The organism is Achromobacter marplatensis, assembly GCF_049060505.1.
Taxonomy (GTDB): domain Bacteria; phylum Pseudomonadota; class Gammaproteobacteria; order Burkholderiales; family Burkholderiaceae_B; genus Achromobacter; species Achromobacter marplatensis_A.
In genome coordinates this window covers 404,482-422,697 of the sequence record NZ_JBMGRB010000003.1, presented here as the reverse complement: position 1 = coordinate 422,697, position 18,216 = coordinate 404,482, and the positions used below count along the sequence as shown (strand labels likewise).

Here is an 18,216-nt window from a genome sequence, read left to right as displayed (position 1 = left end):
GCATTCATGGCTTCCGTATCCGCATCCCAGGACGATGACGACGACGCACCCGTGGACGGCATCAACATCACGCCGCTGGTTGACGTGCTGATGGTCGTGCTGGTCATGTTTATCTTGACCGCCACCGCGCAGATCGCCGGCATCAAGGTCAACCTGCCCAAGGCCAGTTCCACCATGGCCTTGTCGCAGCCGAAGACCAAGGCGATTTCCGTCAACGACGCGGGCCAGGTTTTCCTGGACGCCTATCCGGTCACCTTGCCCGAGCTGGAAGACCGGTTGCGCACCGAGAAAGCGCTGAACCCGGATTTTCCGGTGATCGTGCGCGGTGACGCCGCCGTGCAGTACCAAAAGGTGGTGGAAGTGCTGGACCTGCTGCGCCGCCTGGAGCTTGCCCAGGTCGGTCTCGTCACTGGCAAACCGCAATAAAGGCCGGGACCAACGTCATGCCGCAACACGCACCCGATTCCTCGCGCGTCCCGCATCCGGCGCGCCGCTGGCTGAAGCTGGCGGCCGTGGCGGTGGCCGCGGCGGTGGCGGCCTACGCGCTATGGCGCTGGGCCAACGATATGTCCGGCGTTCGGCGCGATGCGCCCAAGGTCACGGCCATCATCCCGCTGCCGCCGCCCCCGCCGCCGCCGCCCGAACCCGAAAAGCCGCCGGAGCAGGAACCGCCCAAGGAAGAACCCGTGGCCACGCCCGAACCCGAGCCGCAGCCCACGCCCGAACCGCCCAAGCCGCAGGACGAAGCGCCCCCGCGCCCGGCCGACGACCTGGCCAACCCGATGCAGATCGACGGCGATGCGCAGGCCGGCAGCGACGCGTTCAACATCGGCGCGGGCCAAGGCAAGGGCATGGCGGGCGGGGGAGGCGGCCGCGCGGGCAACGCCACCTACAGCCAATACCTGGCCTATGCGCTGCAAAAAATCCTGCGCGAAGACGAGCGCACCCGCAACCTGACCTTCCGCCTGCAGGCCAACATCTGGCTGACGGCGTCGGGCCAGATCACCCGGGTGGAACTGACCCGCGGCAGCGGCGACGCCGATGTCGACGCGCGCGTGGTCGCCGCCTTGCGCGCCGTGCCGGGCCTGGACGAGCGCCCGCCTGCCACCGCCAACATGCCTATCCGCGCGTCGCTGACCGGCCGCCGGCCTTCCTGAAATCCCGAACAGACCTGATCCCGGAGTGACTAGAGAATGAAGTTCGAACTAAACCGGCTGGCGGCATCGCTGGCGCTGGCCGCGGCGAGTGCCGCCGCGCTGCCGGCGCACAGCGCGCCCGCGCCGTCCGAAAACGCCACCATCAACCTGATCCGCCTGCTGGTGCAGCAGGGCGTGCTCAAACCCGATCAGGCCGACGCGCTGGTCGCGCAGGCGGAAGCCGAAGCCCGTGTCGCGCGCCAGGCCACGCCGGACCGCGGCGCGGCCGTGGCGCAGGCGGGCGACGTGCGCGTGCCCTACATCCCGCAGACCGTGCGCGACCAGATCCGCGACGAGGTCAAGGCCGAAGTCATGGTGCAGGCCAAGGAAGAAAACTGGGCGCAGCCCAACACGTTCCCGGACTGGGTGTCACGCATCACGGTGGAAGGCGACGTGCGGGTGCGCGACGAATCGCGCTTCTACAACGGCGGCAACAGCAACGAAATCACGGATTTCGCCAAGCTCAACGCCAACGGGCCGTATGACGTCAATCCCAACACCAACGGCGGCTACCCGCCGATGCTGAACACGCGTGAAGACCGCCGCAACCAGCTGCGCATCCGCGCCCGCCTGGGTGTGCGTGCGGAAATTTCGGAAGCCTGGACTGCCGGCATCCGCCTGGCCACCGGCAGCGACGACAGCCCGGTATCCACGTCCCAGACGCTGGGCGGCGGCATGGGCAAGAAGGACATCTGGCTGGACCAGGCCTACCTGACGTATCGCCCCGCCAAGTGGGCCACCGTCACGGGCGGCCGTGTCGCCAATCCGTTCGAATCCACCGATACGCTGTTTTCCAATGACCTGAACTTTGACGGTATCGCCGCGATCTTCAAGCACCCCTTGCAGGGCCGCGACGTCACGCTCTTTGGCACGCTAGGTGCGTTTGCGACGGAATACGCGAACAACGGCTGGAACTCGTCGTCGATGAGCGAGGGCAGCACCGAAAATAAATGGCTGCTGGGCGCGCAGGTCGGCGCGGACTGGAAGATCAATAATCAGAACAGTCTGCGCGGCGCGGTGGCTTACTACCATTTCGACAACATCGCGGGTAAGCGTTCCAGCGCCTGCTCACCCTGGGCGGGCGCCGAGAACTGCGACACCGACTGGTCGCGCCCGGCCTTCATGCAGAAGGGCAACACGCTGTTCCTGCTGCGCAATATCGCGCCCAATCCGCTCAATCCGGCCGACACGCCGCAACCGCAGTACGTGGGCCTGGCGTCCAAGTTCGACCTGCTGGACCTGAACCTGCGCTGGGACACCCGCGTGTTCGACGGCCTGGGCCTGCGCGTGAACGGCAACTACATCCGCAACCTGGCCTACAGCAAGAGCAAGATGGCAAGCCGTTCGCAGGGCTACATCGTCAACAACTTCGGCGACAACGGCGACATCGAAAGCGGTCCGAATGCCTGGATGCTGCAGGCCACGCTGGGCCGGTCATACGACCTGAAGGAAAAGGGCGATTGGCTGGCGTTCGTTGGCTACAAGTACATCCAACCCGATGCGCTGCCTGATGCGTTCAACGATTCGTCGTTCCACCAGGGCGGCACCAATGCGCGCGGCTACTACATCGGCGCGGGTTATGCCTTCGAGAAGAACGTCTACGGCGTCTTCCGCTGGATGAGCACCAAGGAGATCTACGGTCCGCCCTTGGCCATCGACACGATGCAGTTCGAAATCAACGCCAGGTTCTAAGGCCATGGACATGCACATCGTATGGGATGAATCCCGCCATCCGGCCGTGGCGGGCCGCGGCCGGCGGTTCGCCGCCGCCGTGGCGCTATGCGCGGCTGGCCTCAGCTTGACCGGGGCGGCAGAAGCCGAAAGCATGGAGGAACGCTTGCGCGCCCAGTTGCGCAGCACGACGCAGCAGCTGCAGCAATTGCAAAGCGAGCAGGCGCAGGTGAACGCCGCCAAGGCGGCCGCCGAAGCCCAGCGCGACGCGGCGCAGAAAGAGCTGGAGTCGTTGCGCGCGCAATTGGCCAAGAGCCGTGGGCAGGCCGAGAAGCTGGCAGAGCAGCAGGGCGCGGTGATGGAAAGCGCCCAGGCACAAGTCGCCGCCAGCCACGCGCAGTTGGGCAAGTTCAAGGGGGCCTACGACGAGCTCTTGACGCTGACCCGGGCCAAAGAGGCGGAACGCCAGGCACTGGCCCGCAACCTGGCGCAGCGTGACGACGAGGTCAAGATCTGCCTGGCCAAGAACCGCGACATGTACGAGGCCGGCAAAGAGATCCTGAACGCCTACGAGCGCATCAGCACTGGCGACATCCTGGCGCTCAAGCAACCCTTCGCCGGCCGCGCGCGCGTCAAGTTCGAAGAGCAGGCGCAGGCGTATGGCGACAAGCTGTACGACGCACAGGCGCCGCGCAGTCAAGCGGCTGCAACGTCCAACCCGTAGTCTGTCCCTGATTGCAATTTGTCTTTATCCAGGAAATACCGAAATGACCGAAACCAGCCTGATTCTTGACGTGAACGCCGAACGCCTGCAGACATTGCTGCAATCCGCCGGCTACCGCGTGACCCTGTCCGAGCAGAACGGCATGGTCCAGTTGCTGAGCGCCAGCCAGGGCGTGGGCTTTGCCGTTCGCATGGGCAATCCGGCCCAGCAGGAAGGGCACTATCTGGATTACACGCTGAGCTGCGCGCTGCGCGTGCAGGGCGAACTGCCGGCCGGCCTGGCCGACCGCTGGAACGTGGAAAAACGCTTTGCGCGCCTGTCCGTGCAAGGCGTGTTTCTGGTGCTTGAGCTGGACGTGATCGTGGCGGGCGGCGTGTCGGAGACCTATCTGCGCGCCACCACCGAGCTGTGGGATCGCCTGTTGCAGGAGTTCCTGCTGTTCCTGCGGGCCAATGCGTCGGATCAAGACAGCCCCGCCGATGCCGCGGCGGATGGCGCCGCCGGTGCGCCGGGGGTCGACAGCACGGCAACCGCCAACATCGAACACGTCAACACCGAAACCGTCGAAGCGACGGCAGCCGCATAACGCGGCCCCCGCAGGGCGCTGCCGGATGCTGGCGCGTCCGGCCGCCCCCTGATGCCCATAGAGGTTCCCCTCATGACCAAGATCCTGAATTCCTCCAACCGGCTGCGCCTGACGGCAGCGGTTCTGTTGATGGCAGCAACGGCCGGCGCGGTCGCGTTGCTGCGCGGCAACGACGCGCAAAGCAGCGAAAGCGCGCCCGCCAAGGCGTTGGCATCCGCCGCGCCCACTGCGGCGCCTGCGCCTGCGGCTGCCGCGGTGCCGGCAAATCGGCCGCCTGCGATCGCGACGCTGGGCGCTGTGCAGGTGGACCGCGATGAATTGCTGCGCCAGCTGCAGACGATGCCGCCGCAGGCGCGCGGGCAATTGAAGGAAAACCGGGCCGGTCTGGACCAATGGCTGCGTGCGCGCCTGGCCGAAAAGGCCTTGATCGAGCAAGCGCGCGCGCAAGGGTGGCAGGACAAGCCGGAAATCAAGCGTGCGTTCCAGGCGGCGCAAGAGAGGATCGTGCTGCAAAGCTACTTGGAGTCGGTCAGCCGGGCGCCGGACGACTATCCGGGCCAAACGGATCTGCAAGCCGCCTACGAGCGCGCCAAGCCGCAACTGGCGCTGCCGGCCCAGTATCGGGTCAGCCAGATATTCCTGCCAGCCGCCCTGGGCGACGCGGACGCGGTGGCTGCGGCGCGCAAACAAGCCCAGGATCTGGTCAAGCGTGCGCAGGCGCCCAAGGCGGATTTCGCGGCCTTGGCGCAGAACTTTTCGCGCGACGACACCACGCGCGCGCAAGGCGGCGATATCGGCTTCGTGCCGCTGGCGCAGCTGACGCCCGAGATGCGTCCGGTGGTCGAGCAGATGAAAGAGGGCGAGGTATCTGCGCCGGTGCAGTCGGCTGCGGGGTTCCACATCCTGAAGTTGTCTGCATTCCACGCGGCCAGCGTCACGCCGTTCGATCAAGTAAAGGAAGAGCTGCGCGCCGCGCTTCGCTCGCAACGTCAGGAACTGGCCGCGCGCGCCTATCTGGAGGGCTTGTTGAATGCCGGTACCGTCAGCATCGATGGCGCGGCCCTCAATGCCGCGTTTGAACAAACCACGGCCCTCTCGGCGGCCGGCCCGTCCGTCGCCCGCGCCCAATGAAAAGACGGCGCCGCGCGCGGCCGGGGCCGTCGGTCAAGTGCTGGACGCCCGCTTGACGCTGGCGCTGGGCGATGCCCGGGCGCCGGTCAGCCTGCAATGCGCGGGGGCGTTGCTGCAAGCTTTGCGCCAGACCTATCCTGACGGGCTGGAACGCTGGTTTCCGCTGGTGCCCGATCAGGCGCCGGTCCGCGCCAGGGAGGGCACGCGCGAGTCGGGGCTGGACTTGTCCGACCTGCGCGTGCTGTACCGGGCGTTGCGGGTGAGTTGGCTGGCTGAACTGGTGTTCGGCAGCCGCGAGCAGGCGCACCAGTGGTTGAGCAGCCCGAAAAGGCGTCTGCTGGGGCGGGTGCCATTATTGCTGTGCCAGCACGGCAAACACGCCGTGGCGATCGAAGAATGGCTCATCGATATCGATGAAGGAAACGGTCCATGATTGCGCTTTGGCGCTTGAGCAACAGCCAGGACCTGCAGCCGCGGGCCCGACCGCCGGGCCGCTGGCATGGCGCGGGCGCGCCGGTGGTGGTGCTGGACGCGAATCCGGCTGCCGCCGTCTTCGCGCGGCTGGCCTTATCGGAGGTGGCGCATCCGCAGGCCTTGCCCAGCCACTACTTTCTGTTGGAAGTGATGGCGCCGGACCATGCCGTCAGCGACGCGGCCGTGTCCCAGCATTGGGAAACCGACCTGCCTGCGACCCGGGCCGCAGGCGACGCCTGGCTGGCGCGCGGCGACACCCTGCTGCTGCGGGTGCCGTCGGCGGCGGGCGGCGTGCAATACCTGCTTAACGCTGCCCATCCGCATCTGGCGCAATGCCAGATCGTGTCGTCGGTGGCGTATCCCTACGCGCCGCACTTGGCGGGGATTGCCGATGCGGTGCTGGAAGGGGCCGGGTGGCTGGTGGCGGCGGGCGGGGGCGGCGCGCGGGACTAGAATGGGGCTCCGTCGGCTCTGGTGCCGGCGTGCAACCGTTCCCGTCAGGAGCCCGCCGTATGACCGCAATCTCCGCTGCCCCCGCGCCGGGCGCAGCGTTGCCCGCCTACACCGCTCAGGTGGACATCGTCTCCATTCAGTCCCAAGTCGTCTATGGCTATGTCGGCAACAACGCCGCCATGCCGGTTTTCCGTCGCGCGGGCCTGCGCGCCATCGCCGTGCCCACCGTCGTCCTGAGCAACACGCCGCATTACCCGACGCTGCACGGCGGCGCCGTGCCGCTGGATTGGTTCGAAGGCTTGTTGAAGGGGCTGGACGAGCGCGGTGTCACCAAAGTGGCGCGCGCCGTTGTCTGCGGCTACCTGGGCCAGCCGGGCCAGGCCGACCTGCTGGCGCGCTGGCTGCCGGCGTTGCGCGCCGCGCGTCCGGACCTGCGCGTGCATATCGACCCCGTGATGGGCGACCGCAACGATGGGCTGTACGTGGACGCCGGCCTGGTCGCACAGTACCGCGGCCTGTTGGTGCCGCTTGCGGACGGCATGACGCCGAACCACTTTGAACTGGAATTACTGGTCGGCCGGCCCTTGGCGTCGATCGACGACGTCGTGGCGGCCGCGCGCGAGCTGATCGCGCAGGGACCTGAATGGATCGTCGTGACCAGCGCGGCCCCGATGGCGGCCGCACCCGGCACATTGCAATTGGCGGTGGTGACGCGTGATCAAGCCAGCGTCGTCACGCACCCCGAGATCGCCATCCCGCCGTCGGTGCATGGCACGGGCGACGTGTTCATGGCCAGCCTGACGGCCAGGCTGCTGACCGGGCAGGACCTGCCCGATGCGGTACGCCAGGCGGCGGCCCAGGTCACGGCGACGCTGGAACGCACGCGCGAGCTGGCGTGGGAAGAACTGGCCGTGGAAGACTAGGGCCTGGGGCAAGCCTCCTTTTTGGCGCGAATCGGCCCCGTGCGGGCAGGTCTGTTCCCGCAGGGGGCCTGCGCCGTCAGTACGTCTTGTACGGCAGGAATTTGCCGCTCATCACGATCTGCACGCGGTCGCCCTTGGGGTCGGCTTCGCGCGACAAGTCCATCTTGAAGTCGATGGCGCTCATGATGCCGTCGCCGAATTCCTCGTTGATCAGCGCCTTGAACGTGGTGCCGTACACGTTAATCAGTTCATAGAAGCGGTAGATCAACGGATCGGTGGGCACTGACGTGGGCAGCGACCCCTTGTAGGGCACCACTTGCAGTTGCACGACGGCGTCGTCCGGCAGGTCCAGCACGCGCGCGGCGGCCAGGGCCTGTTCCTCGGTCAGCGTCATCTGGCCCAACAGCGCGGCCGTGGTCCATTCCTTGCTTTGGCCGACGGCTTCGGCGATGGCGGCCCACCCCAGCTTCTTTTCCAGTTTGCGGGTGACGATCAGTTCGGTGACTTCAGCGCGGGACATCATGATGGAATTCACTCCTTGTGGGATGCCTTGTCGACCAGGAAGTCGACGAGATGGTTGCGGATTTCGTAGTAGCGGGGTTCGTGGTGCAGGCTGGCCCGGGTGCGGTCGCGCCGCAGGTCCACGTTGACGGACTCGGCGATGCGGGCATAGGGGCCGGCGCTCATCAGCAGAATGCGGTCCGACAGCAGGATCGCTTCGTCCACGTCGTGCGTGATCATGAATACGGTCTGGCGGGTTTCCTGGACGATGGCGCGCAATTCGTCCTGGATGGTGCCGCGCGTCAGGGCGTCCAGCGCGCCGAACGGCTCGTCCAGCAACAGCATCTTCGGCTGGATCGCGAAAGCGCGCGCGATGCCTACCCGTTGCTTCATGCCGCCTGACAGCTCGCAGGGTTTCTTGCCGGCCGCTTGCGCCAGGCCAACCATGTCCAGATAGCGCAGGCTGTGCGCGCGGACGCGTTCGCGGTCATAGGCGGGCCAGCGCGACCGCACGCCGAATTCCACGTTCTGCAGCGCGGTCAACCACGGCAGCAGGGCGTGCGCCTGGAACACGACGCCGCGTTCCAGCGATGGCCCCGCGATCTGGCGGCCATCCATGATCAAGACGCCCTCATACGTGTCGTCGATCCCGGCCAGCGCATTCAGGATGGTCGTCTTGCCGCATCCGGAATGGCCGATCACGCATACGAACTGGCCTTGTTCAATCGTGAAATCGATGTTCTCGAAGACGGGCGGCTGGGGCTGACCGTTGCGGCCGGGGTAGCGCTTTCCCAGCCCTTGTACTTGCAGGAAAGATTGGCTCATGGCGTCATTCCCGGTAGCTGACCAGGCGGGCAGCGCGCGCCAGCAAGGTATCCAGCAGCATGCCGATCAGGCCGATGAAGAAAATGGCGCAGATGATGTTCGCGATGGATAGGTTGTTCCATTCATTCCAGACGAAGTAGCCGATGCCCGTGCCGCCGATCAGCATTTCGGCAGCCACGATCACCAGCCACGCAATGCCCACCGAAATCCGCATGCCGGTCATGATGGTGGGCGCCGCCGCGGGCAGCACCACCTGCAGCGCGGTGCGCAGCCGCGACACTTCCAGCGTGCGCGCCACGTTCAGCCAGTCCTGCCGCACCGCGCCCACGCCAAAGGCGGTATTCACCAGCATCGGCCACAACGAGCAAATGAAGATGACGAAGATGGCGGACGTGTCCGCATCCTTGATGGTGTAGAGCGCCAGCGGCATCCACGCCAGTGGCGAGATCGGCTTGAGCACCTGGATGAACGGGTCGAAGGCGCGATAGACGGTCTTGGACATGCCGATCAGGAATCCCAGCGGAACCGCCACCAGCGCGGCCAGCCCGAAGCCCGTCAGCACGCGGGCTACCGAATAGGCCAACTGCACACCGATGCCCTTGTCGTTGGGGCCGCGGTCGTAGAACGGGTCTTGCAGGTGCCGCCACAGCTGCGCGCCGACGTCGGCGGGCCCGGGGAACGGCGTTTTCGAGCCGCTGGCCGCGGCGTTGCCGACCAGGGCGGCATAGGCCGGGTCCACCGTCGCGCCGCCCGTCTCGGGGCGGGTGGCAACGTGCCACAGCAGCAGGAAGGCCAGGAACAGCGCGATGGAAAGGAATGCCGCCCGCCAATGTTGCACGGACCGCATCAAGTCCTCCGGATCTTGAAACCGGCCAGGTAGGCCTCGGGTTGGCTGGGATCGAACGGTTTGCCCATGATGCTGAATGTCTTTGCCGTTTCGGCAGGCGGGGTCAGCCCGGCCTCGCGCATCAGGCGCACGGCGTCGGTGGCCAGGAAAACCTCGCTTGCCACCTTCTGGTAATCCACATCGCCCTTGACCTGCCCCCAACGCTTCATTTGCGTCAGGATCCAGACGGCGAACGACTGCCACGGCATGGGGTCGAAATCGATGCGGTTGGGGTCGGTCAGCACCTTACCCAGGCCATCGGCGTAGGTGCCGGTCAACACCTGCTCCACCACCGTGACGGGTTGGTTCAGGTAATTGGGCGCGGCAATGGCGGCGGCGATTTCCTTGCGGTGGGCGGGCGCGCGGGCGTAGGCCGTGGCTTCGATGATGGCCTTCAACAGCGCCTGGTACGTGTTGGGCATCGTGGTCACGAATTCCTTGCTGGCCGAGAACGCGCAGCAGGGATGACCGTCCCAGATCGCCTTGGACAGGGTGTGGATGAAGCCCACGCCGTCGTAGACCGCGCGCTGGTTCACCGGGTCGGGCGCCAGGAAGCCGTCAATGTTGTCGGCGCGCAGGTTGGCCACCATTTCGGGCGGCGGCACGGAACGGATCTGTACGTCGGTGTCGGGGTCCAGACCGTGCTCGGCCAGGTAGTAGCGCAACAGGTAGTTGTGCATGGAATAGTCGAACGGTACGGCAAACTTGAAGCCTTTCCAGTCCTTGGGATCGCGACGGTCCTTGTGCTTCATGGACAAGGTGATGGCCTGGCCGTTGATGTTCTCCACGGCGGGCATCGTCCACGGCACGGCGCGGCTGGCGCCGACGCCCATCGAGATCGCCAGCGGCATCGGCGACAGCATGTGCGCCGCGTCGTATTCGCCCGACATGGCTTTGTCGCGGATCAGCGCCCAACCGGCCGTTTTCACCACTTCCACGTCCAGGCCCTGTTTGGCGTAGAAGCCCATGGGGTGCGCCATGATGATGGGCGTGGCGCAGGTGATGGGGATGAAGCCGACTTTCAGCTTCTGCTTTTCCAGCGGGCCGGCGGATTGCGCGAAGGCGTCACGCGCGGCGGCCAGCGGGAAGATGGAGGCGATGGCGGCCATGGCGGTGCCGCTGCCTACGGCGCGCAGGAAGCGCCGGCGCAGCGCGTCTTGGGGAAAGAGGGCGCGCATCACCGCTTGCTCGACGGCGCTGTCCGCGGCGGACTGGCTGGCGCGCTCGTGTTCGGCCTTGGACGGGTGGCGGCCGCAACCGCAGGCAAGACGGGTATCGGCGTCGAACGGATTGCTGAATAGGGACATGGGATGGCTCCGGCCAGACTGGGTTGGAGCCATCATGGGGCCGGCCGCGCCGAGCCGGTATCCCGGGTTCGACGATATGCGTGTAGTGCCTTTACTACGCGGTGCGCGCCGTGCGCGGCGCTGGTGCGCAGGCGGCTAGGGCGCACCCAGCTGGTGCGTGTTGGCGTAGGCCACCAATTCCACCAGCGTGCGAACGCCCAGTTTTTCGAATATGCGGCTGCGGTAGGTAGAGATCGTGTTGACGGACAGCGCCAGTTGTTCGCCGATGGCTGAAACCGAGCGGCCGGCCACCAGTAGCTGCAAGACCTGGAATTCGCGGTTCGACAGCAGTTCGTGCGGCAGGCGCGCGCTGTCCTGGCGCACCGTTTGGGCTAGCAATTCGGCCACGGCGGGCGTGACGTACATTTTTCCGGCGGCGGCGTTCACTAGCGCGGCCAGCAGTTCGTCGGGGTCGCAGCCTTTGTTCAGATAGGCATGGGCGCCGGTGCGCAGCGCGCGCACGGCAAACTGTGTTTCGGGGTAGACGGACAGCATCACGACGCCCAACGACGGGTAGTCGGCGCGCACGGTCTTCAGGACGTCCAGGCCGTCGCGTTCGCCCAGCGCCACGTCCAGCACCATGGCGTCGTAGCGGGTCTGGCGCAGGGCGCGCAAGGCGGACGGCGCGTCGGCGGCTTCATGGACCAGGCAGACGCGGGGGTCTTCTTCCAGGATGCGGGCCAGGCCGCGGCGGATGATCAGGTGGTCATCGACGATAAGCAGGTTCAGGGCCATGTGGCGTGTCAGTTGGGGGTGAGGCGCAGGCGGGCGCGCATGCCGGCGCCGGGGGCGCTGTCCAGGGCAAGGTCGCCGCCGATGCCGCGGGCGCGCTCGCGCATGCCCAGGATGCCGAAGGTGCGGGGGGCTTCGGGCAGCAGCATGCCGATGCCGTCGTCTTCCACGGTCAGTAGCAGGCCGTCGTCGCTCCAGGCCGCGCTGACGCTGACGCTGCGGGCGCGGGCGTGGCGCTGCACGTTGGTCAGCAGTTCCTGGACGATGCGGTAGACGGCGATTTCGGCGTTGCGGTCCAACCGGCGGCGTTCGGTGTCGGGCGGGCACAGGTAGCGGCATTGCAGGCCGGTGCGGGCCTGCAGGTCTTGCAGCAGCGTTTCCAGCGCGGCCCACAGGCCCAGGTGGTCCAGCACAACCGGGCGCAGGTCGCTGAGGATGCGGCGGGTGGCGCCCATGGCGGTCTGGGTCACCTCGAGCATGCGGTCGATGTGGGTCTGCAAGGCGGGGGTGGCGCTCAGCTGGCGGCGAAGCCAGTTCAGGTCTAGTTGCAGGGCGGTGAACGAGGCGCCGAGGTCGTCATGGATGTTGCGGGCGATGTGGGCGCGCTCTTCTTCGCGCAGGCTGGACAAGTGCGAGGACAGGCGGCGCAGCGAGTCGTGGGCATCGCTGAGTTCGGCGGTGCGTTCGCCGACGCGGCGTTCCAGTTCGCGCTCTATGCGTTTGCGGTCGGTGATGTCGGAGAAGGTGACGACGGCGCCGACGACTTCGTGGTCGTTGAGGATGGGGTAGGAGGCGTATTGGGCGTCGAAGCACGAGCCGTCGCGGCGCCAGAGCACCTCGTCGTCGACGCGTTCGCCACGGCCTTCGCGGAAGGCGCGGAAGATGCGGCAGTCATGGACGGGCATCAGGGCGCGGTTGGCGTGGGAATGGTGAATCAGGTAGTGCATGTTGCGGCCGACGACTTCGTCGGGGGTGTAGCCGAGCATGGTGGCGCCGGGGCCGTTGATGAAGATGCACCGGCCGCGCAGGTCGATGCCGTAGATGCCTTCGCCGGCGGATTCCAGAAGCATTTCCAACTGCCGGCGCCAGGCGGCGTGGTGCGAGAGGTGGTTCAGGTCGGCGAACATGGCTGCGTTTCTTTCCGGAGGGTGATGCCCCGGCCCCTTGCGCCTTTTTTTTGCGCGTGATTTTTTTGGGGGAGTTTACGGGAGGTGTGGGGCTGTGCGCGGGGGATGAGGGAAATCCCTTTGACGGCGGCAAGTGCTGCTGCTGCGGTTTGCTTGTTGTTTTTTTGCGGGTGGTTGGTTGCCGCTCGCCATGTGCCAAGCGCCAAGAGCTAGTGCCAGGTGTCAGTGCCAAGAGCCAGGTGCCAGGAGCCAGGTGCCAAGAGCCAGGTGCCAAGAGCCAGGTGCCAAGAGCCAGCGCCGGCCGTTGGTTGGTGTTCGTGGATGCTGGTTCTTTTGGCGCCCGGAGTGGCGGTGGCCTGGGGCGCGCGGGTCAACGATTGCGGTCCGGAGCCTTCGCTCCGGACACCCCCGTCGTCATCTTCGTCACCGCCTGCGGCGGTTCCTTCAGATTCCCTCGGGCTTATCGACTCCCCGCGCGCCCCAGGCCACCGCCACCCCGGGCTTTGCCGGTTGGAATTTGGCGTTCGCGGGGGCGGGCAGTGTGCTTGGCGTTTTGCTGCGGAATCAGCGTCGGTGCGGAAGGTCTTGCGGGGCCGCCCATCGCCTGCCGCGCGGGCGGCGGGCGATGGGCATTCGATCAAGGCTGGCTTTCAGACCGGGGTCGTCGAATCGTAGGATGGGTGGAGCGCGGCAGAGTCGTCACGCGAAATCCTATGCGGATCGCGCGCAACCCATCAAGCTGCCTCCCCCTTACTGCGGCGCGCAACCCATCACACCACCTCCCTCTTAAGGCACCAGCGACAACCCGATGCGGAACTGCGATTCGTTGCGCTGGTTGTAGCCCAGCAGCGTTTCGCCGTAGCCGTTGAAGTATTGCAGGTGCAGATAACCGTTCATGTTCAGCCACGTGCGCTGCAACGGCCAGGCGAAGTCCAGCTGGGTGGTGCGGCGCTTCTGGTCGCCCTGGCGGTACATCGCTGAGACGACGGCGCCGTTGTCTTGGGCCCAGCGCAGTTGCCAGTCGACGTGTCCTGCGTAGTCGGCGTAGTCGCGGTTTTCGTCCGCGACGCCAAAGTACGCTTTGACCTTGGGGGCGAAAGTTAGCGTGCTGCCGCCGTCGAAGCGGTAGTGGAAGCGCGGTTCGATGTAGCCGTCGTTGACCGAGCGCGAGTCTTCGCCGTCCTTGCCGTTGGAGTTGTGTTCAACGCCGGTATTCATGCCAAAGCGCCAGTTCTGGTTGGCGGACTGCCACATGTTGTCCGACAGCCAGAAGGCGCTGGGGTTGAAGGTGGTGTCGATGAAGGGCATGGAGTCGCCCTGCAAGTCCCATAGCGACGTCTGGGTATAGGCCAGGTAGAAGTTCTCGCCCCAGGTCGCGGGACGGTCGCCGTGGGGGCTGAAAAGGCGGTACTTGGCGCTGATCTGGAAGCGCGCGGTGGTTTGGCCGCGGGTGCCGATATCGAAGTAGACCGGCTTGTATTCCGAGATCGAGCTGCGGAAACGGTCGAACGCCGTTTGCGGCTGCACGCTGGGCGCGACGGCGGCGTCGGGGGCGGGACCGCCATCGGGCGATGCGCCAACGGCGGTAACGGCGGCCACCGGCACCGGCTGGCCGCTGCGGGCGTCCACCACCGGGCCTTGGGCTGGCGTGCTGGCAACGGTGCCGCTTTCGCGGCCGGTCGTGTCCAGCGCCATCATCGAGGGCTGTCCTTCAATGGAGACGGCTTGCAGGCCGCGGGCCGTGCTGGGCACGACGGCGGTCCACGCCATGCGCGCGAAATTATTGACGGGCACGCTGTAGCTGGCGCGGTCGCCGGCAAGCTTGGCCAGGCTGCGCACAATCTGGCCGTCCTGGCCGCGCCATTGCAGCACCAGTTCAGGCGGTGCTTGCCAGTTGGCGCGCGCGCTGTCTTCGTTGAAGAACACGGCCTCGATGGTGACGGTTTCGCCGGGGGCGGCGGACGGCCGGTCCAGGCGGTACGACACGCCAGCGGCGGCGGAACCTGCCGCGCCCAAGGCGAGAGCGCCGGCAAGGGTGCGCAGGGCAAGGGGGAAGCGTGTGTGACGGCGTCGGAACATGGCGTGCGATGGATTTTTTGTGACGAGGCAATGTAGCATCGCACGCCGAAACTGTTTGTAAGGCAGGCTTATCGGATGTAGGGCGTGTAATAAACAGGTGTTACTCAGGATGTCTGCGTGCCTGATGGGCTTATCCGAAGAAACAAGGCCCCGCGCATTGTCGACAATGCGCGGGGCCTTCTGTTTCAAGCGTTCGGCGGGCTTATTCGCCGAACTTGATGCCCTGCGCCAGCGGCAAGTTGCGCGAATAGTTAATGGTGTTGGTCGCGCGGCGCATGTAGTTGCGCCAGGCGTCCGAACCGGATTCACGGCCGCCGCCGGTTTCCTTTTCGCCGCCGAAGGCGCCGCCGATTTCGGCGCCGGACGTGCCGATGTTGACGTTGGCGATGCCGCAGTCCGAACCCGCGGCCGACAGGAAGGTTTCGGCTTCGCGCAGGTCGTTGGTGAAGATCGCGGACGACAGGCCTTGCGGCACCCCGTTCTGCAGCGCCAGCGCATCGCCGAATTCCTGGTAGCGCATCACATACAGGATGGGCGCGAAGGTCTCGTGGCAAACCACGTCGGTCTGGCCGGGCATTTCGGCGATCGCCGGGCGCACGTACCAGGCGTTCGGGTATTCGTCGGCCAGCACGCGTTCGCCGCCGGTGACCTTGCCGCCTTGCTCGCGCGCGGCCTTCAGGGCGTCCTGCATGGCGTCGAACGACACACGGTCGATCAGCGGCCCGACCAGGTTGCCGCTGTCCAGCGGGTTGCCGATCGGCGCGCTGGCGTAAGCCTTGTGCAGGCGCTGCACCAGCGCGTCGGCCACGCTTTCGTGAACAATCAGCCGGCGCGTGGTGGTGCAGCGCTGGCCGGCAGTGCCGATGGCGCCGAACACAATGCCGCGCGCGGCCATGTCCAGGTCGGCCGTGGGGCCGACGATGATGGCGTTGTTGCCGCCCAACTCCAGCAGCACGCGGCCGAAGCGTTGCGCCACGCGCGGGCCCACCTGGCGGCCCATGCGGGTCGAACCCGTGGCCGACACCAGCGCCACGGTGTGCGAATCCACCAGCGCTTCGCCGACTTCGCGGCCACCGATCAGCACTTCGGACAGCCCGGCGGGCGCGTCGCCGAAACGCTGCATGGCCTGCGCGAAAAGTGCTTGGCAGGCCAGGGCCGTCAACGGCGTCTTTTCGGACGGCTTCCAGACCACGGCGTTGCCGCAGACAATTGCCAGCGCCGCGTTCCACGACCACACGGCCACGGGGAAGTTGAAGGCGCTGATGACGCCGATGACGCCCAGCGGATGCCACGTTTCCATCATGCGGTGGCCGGGGCGCTCGGAGGCGATGGTCAGGCCGTACAGTTGGCGCGACAACCCGACGGCGAAGTCGCAGATGTCGATCATTTCCTGCACTTCGCCTTCGCCTTCCGCCACGATCTTGCCGGCTTCCAGGCTGACCAGACGGCCCAGCGCGGTTTTGTTCTCGCGCAGGATTTCGCCCAGCAGGCGGACCAGTTCCCCCCGGCGCGGCGCCGGCACGTCGCGCCAGGCCAGGCTGGCCTGGCGGGCGCGGGTGATGGCCGAATGGGCCTGCGCCACCGTATGTTCGTGCACCTGGGCCAGTTCGGCGCCGTCGATCGGGCTGCGGGCAGTCAGTGTGCCGCCGGTAAGCGCGGCCGGATTCAGGCCGAGCGCGCGCAGGATGTCTTGGGGGGTGTCCATGCCGGTTCCTTGGATTGCCAGCGAAGCCCATGTCTTCGCTTAAGGGTTATGCCTAAGTGGCGATTCTGGAAAAAAATTTACTATACGAAACTCCAGCGTGAATTGCGAAACTTTTTTTCTTAACTGGCTTAAGCGCCGCTTCCCCGGGGAGGCCGCTCGGGGGGCCGGTTTGGAAACCTCTTTCGGGGTGCATCAGTGGCAGACGCTTTACTTGATGTCCAGGCAGTCACCAAGACCTTCCACCGGGAGGGGCAGCCGCCCCATCGCGCATTGGACGGGGTCGATTGCCAACTGAACCGGGGCGAGGTCATGGTGGTGGTCGGACCCTCCGGTTCGGGAAAGAGCACGTTGCTGCGCACCTTGAACGGCCTGGAAAGCATCGACAGCGGCACGATCCGCGTGGACGGCGTGTCCTTGACGGACCCCGCCACCGACGTCAACCGCTGGCGCACTGAAGTCGGCATGGTGTTCCAGCACTTCAACCTGTTCCAACACCGTACTGCGCTGGACAACGTCGCGCTACCCCAACGGGTCGTGCGCGGCCGCAGCCGCGCCGACGCCGAACGCTATGCCCGCGACCTGCTGGGCCGCGTGGGGATGGGCGATTTTGGTGAGCGCTACCCCAGCCAGTTGTCCGGCGGCCAGCAGCAACGCGTGGCAATCGCCCGCGCGCTGGCCATGGATCCCAAATTGATGCTGTTCGACGAAGCCACGTCCGCCCTGGATCCGGAAACCGTCGGCGGCATTCTGGAATTGATGCGCGGTCTGGCTCGCGACGGCATGACCATGGCGGTCGTGACCCACGAAATGGGTTTTGCGCGCGACGTCGGCGACCGGGCCTTGTTCATGGACGCGGGCCGCATTGTGGAAATGGGCACGCCCGACGAGGTGTTCTGCCACCCGAAGGAGGCGCGCACCCGCGCCTTCCTGGAGAAGATTTTGTAGTCCAAGCAGGGCTGGTCCGGCTAATCCGGGCGCTGCCGGCCTTGCGGCAACACGACGTGCTTTGCCCGGAATGACAAGGTTTCATCCACCTCTAGGGGATATTCAAATGCTGAAAATCAAACAATGGCTGGGCGTGGCCGGTGTCGCCCTGGCGGCCGCCACGGTGGCGCTGCCCGCGCAAGCCGACGAACTGGGCGACATCATCAAGCGCGGCGAATTGCGCGTGGCGGTCCAGACATCCGGGCCCCTGATGAGCTTCATGGACAAGACGGGCAAGCGCACGGGCCTGGCGGTGGAAGTCGCCAAGCGCATGGCCGATGACCTGGGCGTGAAACTGGTCCTGCAAGACTATGAATGGAAGGGCCTGTTGCCGGCGTTGCTGTCGGGCAAGGCCGACATGGTGGCCGCCGACATGACGCCCACGCCGCAGCGCGCGGCCCAGGTGCTGTTCTCGGCCCCGATGTTCTACGCCGAAACCGTGGCCGTGGTGCCCAAGGATTCTCCGTATAAGTCGTTCGAGGAACTGGACAAGGCCGGTGTCAACGTCGGCGTGCTGGGCGCCAGCACCTACGCCGAAGTGGGTAAGAAGATGCTGCCCAAGGCCACCATGAAAGAGTTCTCGGGAGGCAGCGCGCCGGTTGGCCAGGCCTTGTCCAGCGGCCGCCTGGACGCCGGCATCATGTCCATGTCCACCGCCAACCAGTTCCTGGTCGACTTCGGCAACCTGCGCGTGCTGGACGGCGTGATGGTGCGCGAGCCCCTGGCCTTCGCCGTCGGTCCCAACGCCTTCCGCCTGAAGTTCTGGCTGGACAACTGGCAAACCCTGAAGACCGCCGACAACACGCTGCCCGAGCAGGTGAAGTACTGGTATTCCACCGACTGGAAAAAAGACCATTAATCGTTAGAACCGCC

At 66.2% G+C, this 18,216-nt stretch carries 19 protein-coding genes; 11 read left to right on the top strand and 8 right to left on the bottom strand.

The features are described 5' to 3' along the window. Positions 1-6 precede the first annotated feature (6 nt). The 9 genes from ACI0FO_RS10245 (at position 7) to pdxK (ending at position 7,158) form a co-directional block, all read left to right on the top strand. Positions 7-426, top strand: a complete 420-nt coding sequence (locus ACI0FO_RS10245; RefSeq protein ID WP_006222018.1) for an ExbD/TolR family protein — start codon at positions 7-9, stop codon at positions 424-426. A gap of 17 nt (positions 427-443) precedes the next feature. Next, a complete protein-coding gene (locus ACI0FO_RS10240; protein ID WP_416026332.1) occupies positions 444-1,157 on the top strand; it encodes a TonB C-terminal domain-containing protein in 714 nt (237 codons plus the stop codon). 36 nt (positions 1,158-1,193) lie between these two features. Next, a complete protein-coding gene (locus ACI0FO_RS10235; RefSeq protein WP_416026331.1) occupies positions 1,194-2,888 on the top strand; it encodes a putative porin in 1,695 nt (564 codons plus the stop codon). Positions 2,889-2,892: 4 nt separating this feature from the next. Further along, on the top strand, positions 2,893-3,591 hold the full coding sequence (locus tag ACI0FO_RS10230) for a DNA repair protein (RefSeq protein ID WP_416026329.1): 699 nt from the start codon (positions 2,893-2,895) through the stop codon (positions 3,589-3,591). A 43-nt stretch (positions 3,592-3,634) separates the two neighbouring features. Beyond that, entirely contained in the window at positions 3,635-4,177 is a 543-nt protein-coding gene (locus ACI0FO_RS10225; RefSeq protein WP_416026328.1) for a YbjN domain-containing protein, read from the top strand. A gap of 72 nt (positions 4,178-4,249) precedes the next feature. After that, positions 4,250-5,308 carry a peptidylprolyl isomerase gene (locus ACI0FO_RS10220; protein WP_416026326.1) on the top strand — a complete coding sequence of 353 codons (1,059 nt, stop codon included), beginning with the start codon at positions 4,250-4,252 and terminating at the stop codon, positions 5,306-5,308. A 37-nt stretch (positions 5,309-5,345) separates the two neighbouring features. After that, positions 5,346-5,741 (top strand): MbcA/ParS/Xre antitoxin family protein, encoded by a 396-nt coding sequence (locus ACI0FO_RS10215; RefSeq protein ID WP_416026324.1) that lies wholly within the window; start codon positions 5,346-5,348, stop codon positions 5,739-5,741. Beyond that, positions 5,738-6,235, top strand: a complete 498-nt coding sequence (locus ACI0FO_RS10210) for an RES family NAD+ phosphorylase (protein WP_416026322.1) — start codon at positions 5,738-5,740, stop codon at positions 6,233-6,235. The genes ACI0FO_RS10215 and ACI0FO_RS10210 overlap by 4 nt, the downstream gene beginning before the upstream one ends. A 59-nt stretch (positions 6,236-6,294) precedes the next feature. Next, positions 6,295-7,158 (top strand): pyridoxine/pyridoxal/pyridoxamine kinase, encoded by an 864-nt coding sequence (gene pdxK / locus ACI0FO_RS10205; RefSeq protein ID WP_416026320.1) that lies wholly within the window; start codon positions 6,295-6,297, stop codon positions 7,156-7,158. 76 nt (positions 7,159-7,234) lie between these two features. On the opposite strand, the gene cynS is transcribed toward pdxK, so the two are convergent. The 8 genes from cynS to ACI0FO_RS10165 form a co-directional block, all read right to left on the bottom strand. Beyond that, on the bottom strand, positions 7,235-7,678 hold the full coding sequence (cynS, locus tag ACI0FO_RS10200) for a cyanase (protein ID WP_183013161.1): 444 nt from the start codon (positions 7,676-7,678) through the stop codon (positions 7,235-7,237). A gap of 11 nt (positions 7,679-7,689) precedes the next feature. Continuing rightward, positions 7,690-8,484 carry an ABC transporter ATP-binding protein gene (locus ACI0FO_RS10195; RefSeq protein ID WP_416026319.1) on the bottom strand — a complete coding sequence of 265 codons (795 nt, stop codon included), beginning with the start codon at positions 8,482-8,484 and terminating at the stop codon, positions 7,690-7,692. 4 nt (positions 8,485-8,488) lie between these two features. Next, positions 8,489-9,331, bottom strand: coding sequence for a nitrate ABC transporter permease (gene ntrB / locus ACI0FO_RS10190; protein WP_105557952.1), 843 nt, complete (start codon positions 9,329-9,331; stop codon positions 8,489-8,491). Next, entirely contained in the window at positions 9,331-10,677 is a 1,347-nt protein-coding gene (locus tag ACI0FO_RS10185) for a CmpA/NrtA family ABC transporter substrate-binding protein (RefSeq protein WP_416026316.1), read from the bottom strand. Before ACI0FO_RS10185 ends, ntrB begins: the two co-directional genes overlap by 1 nt. Before the next feature lie 135 nt (positions 10,678-10,812). After that, the gene (locus ACI0FO_RS10180; RefSeq protein ID WP_416026315.1) at positions 10,813-11,451 is read right to left on the bottom strand and encodes a response regulator; all 639 of its coding nucleotides are present in this window, start codon (positions 11,449-11,451) and stop codon (positions 10,813-10,815) included. Positions 11,452-11,459: 8 nt separating this feature from the next. Next, positions 11,460-12,575, bottom strand: a complete 1,116-nt coding sequence (locus ACI0FO_RS10175; RefSeq protein WP_416026313.1) for a sensor histidine kinase — start codon at positions 12,573-12,575, stop codon at positions 11,460-11,462. Positions 12,576-13,361: 786 nt separating this feature from the next. Further along, positions 13,362-14,654, bottom strand: coding sequence for a phospholipase A (locus ACI0FO_RS10170; RefSeq protein WP_416026311.1), 1,293 nt, complete (start codon positions 14,652-14,654; stop codon positions 13,362-13,364). A 202-nt stretch (positions 14,655-14,856) separates the two neighbouring features. Beyond that, positions 14,857-16,359 carry an aldehyde dehydrogenase family protein gene (locus ACI0FO_RS10165; protein WP_416026309.1) on the bottom strand — a complete coding sequence of 501 codons (1,503 nt, stop codon included), beginning with the start codon at positions 16,357-16,359 and terminating at the stop codon, positions 14,857-14,859. Positions 16,360-16,554: 195 nt separating this feature from the next. Here ACI0FO_RS10165 and ACI0FO_RS10160 point away from each other — a divergent pair, with 195 nt between their 5' ends. Together ACI0FO_RS10160 and ACI0FO_RS10155 are read left to right on the top strand one after the other, a co-directional pair. Then, positions 16,555-17,304, top strand: coding sequence for an amino acid ABC transporter ATP-binding protein (locus ACI0FO_RS10160; protein ID WP_416026307.1), 750 nt, complete (start codon positions 16,555-16,557; stop codon positions 17,302-17,304). 106 nt (positions 17,305-17,410) lie between these two features. Continuing rightward, positions 17,411-18,202 (top strand): ABC transporter substrate-binding protein, encoded by a 792-nt coding sequence (locus tag ACI0FO_RS10155; RefSeq protein WP_183012687.1) that lies wholly within the window; start codon positions 17,411-17,413, stop codon positions 18,200-18,202. The last annotated feature ends 14 nt before the right edge of the window (positions 18,203-18,216 follow it).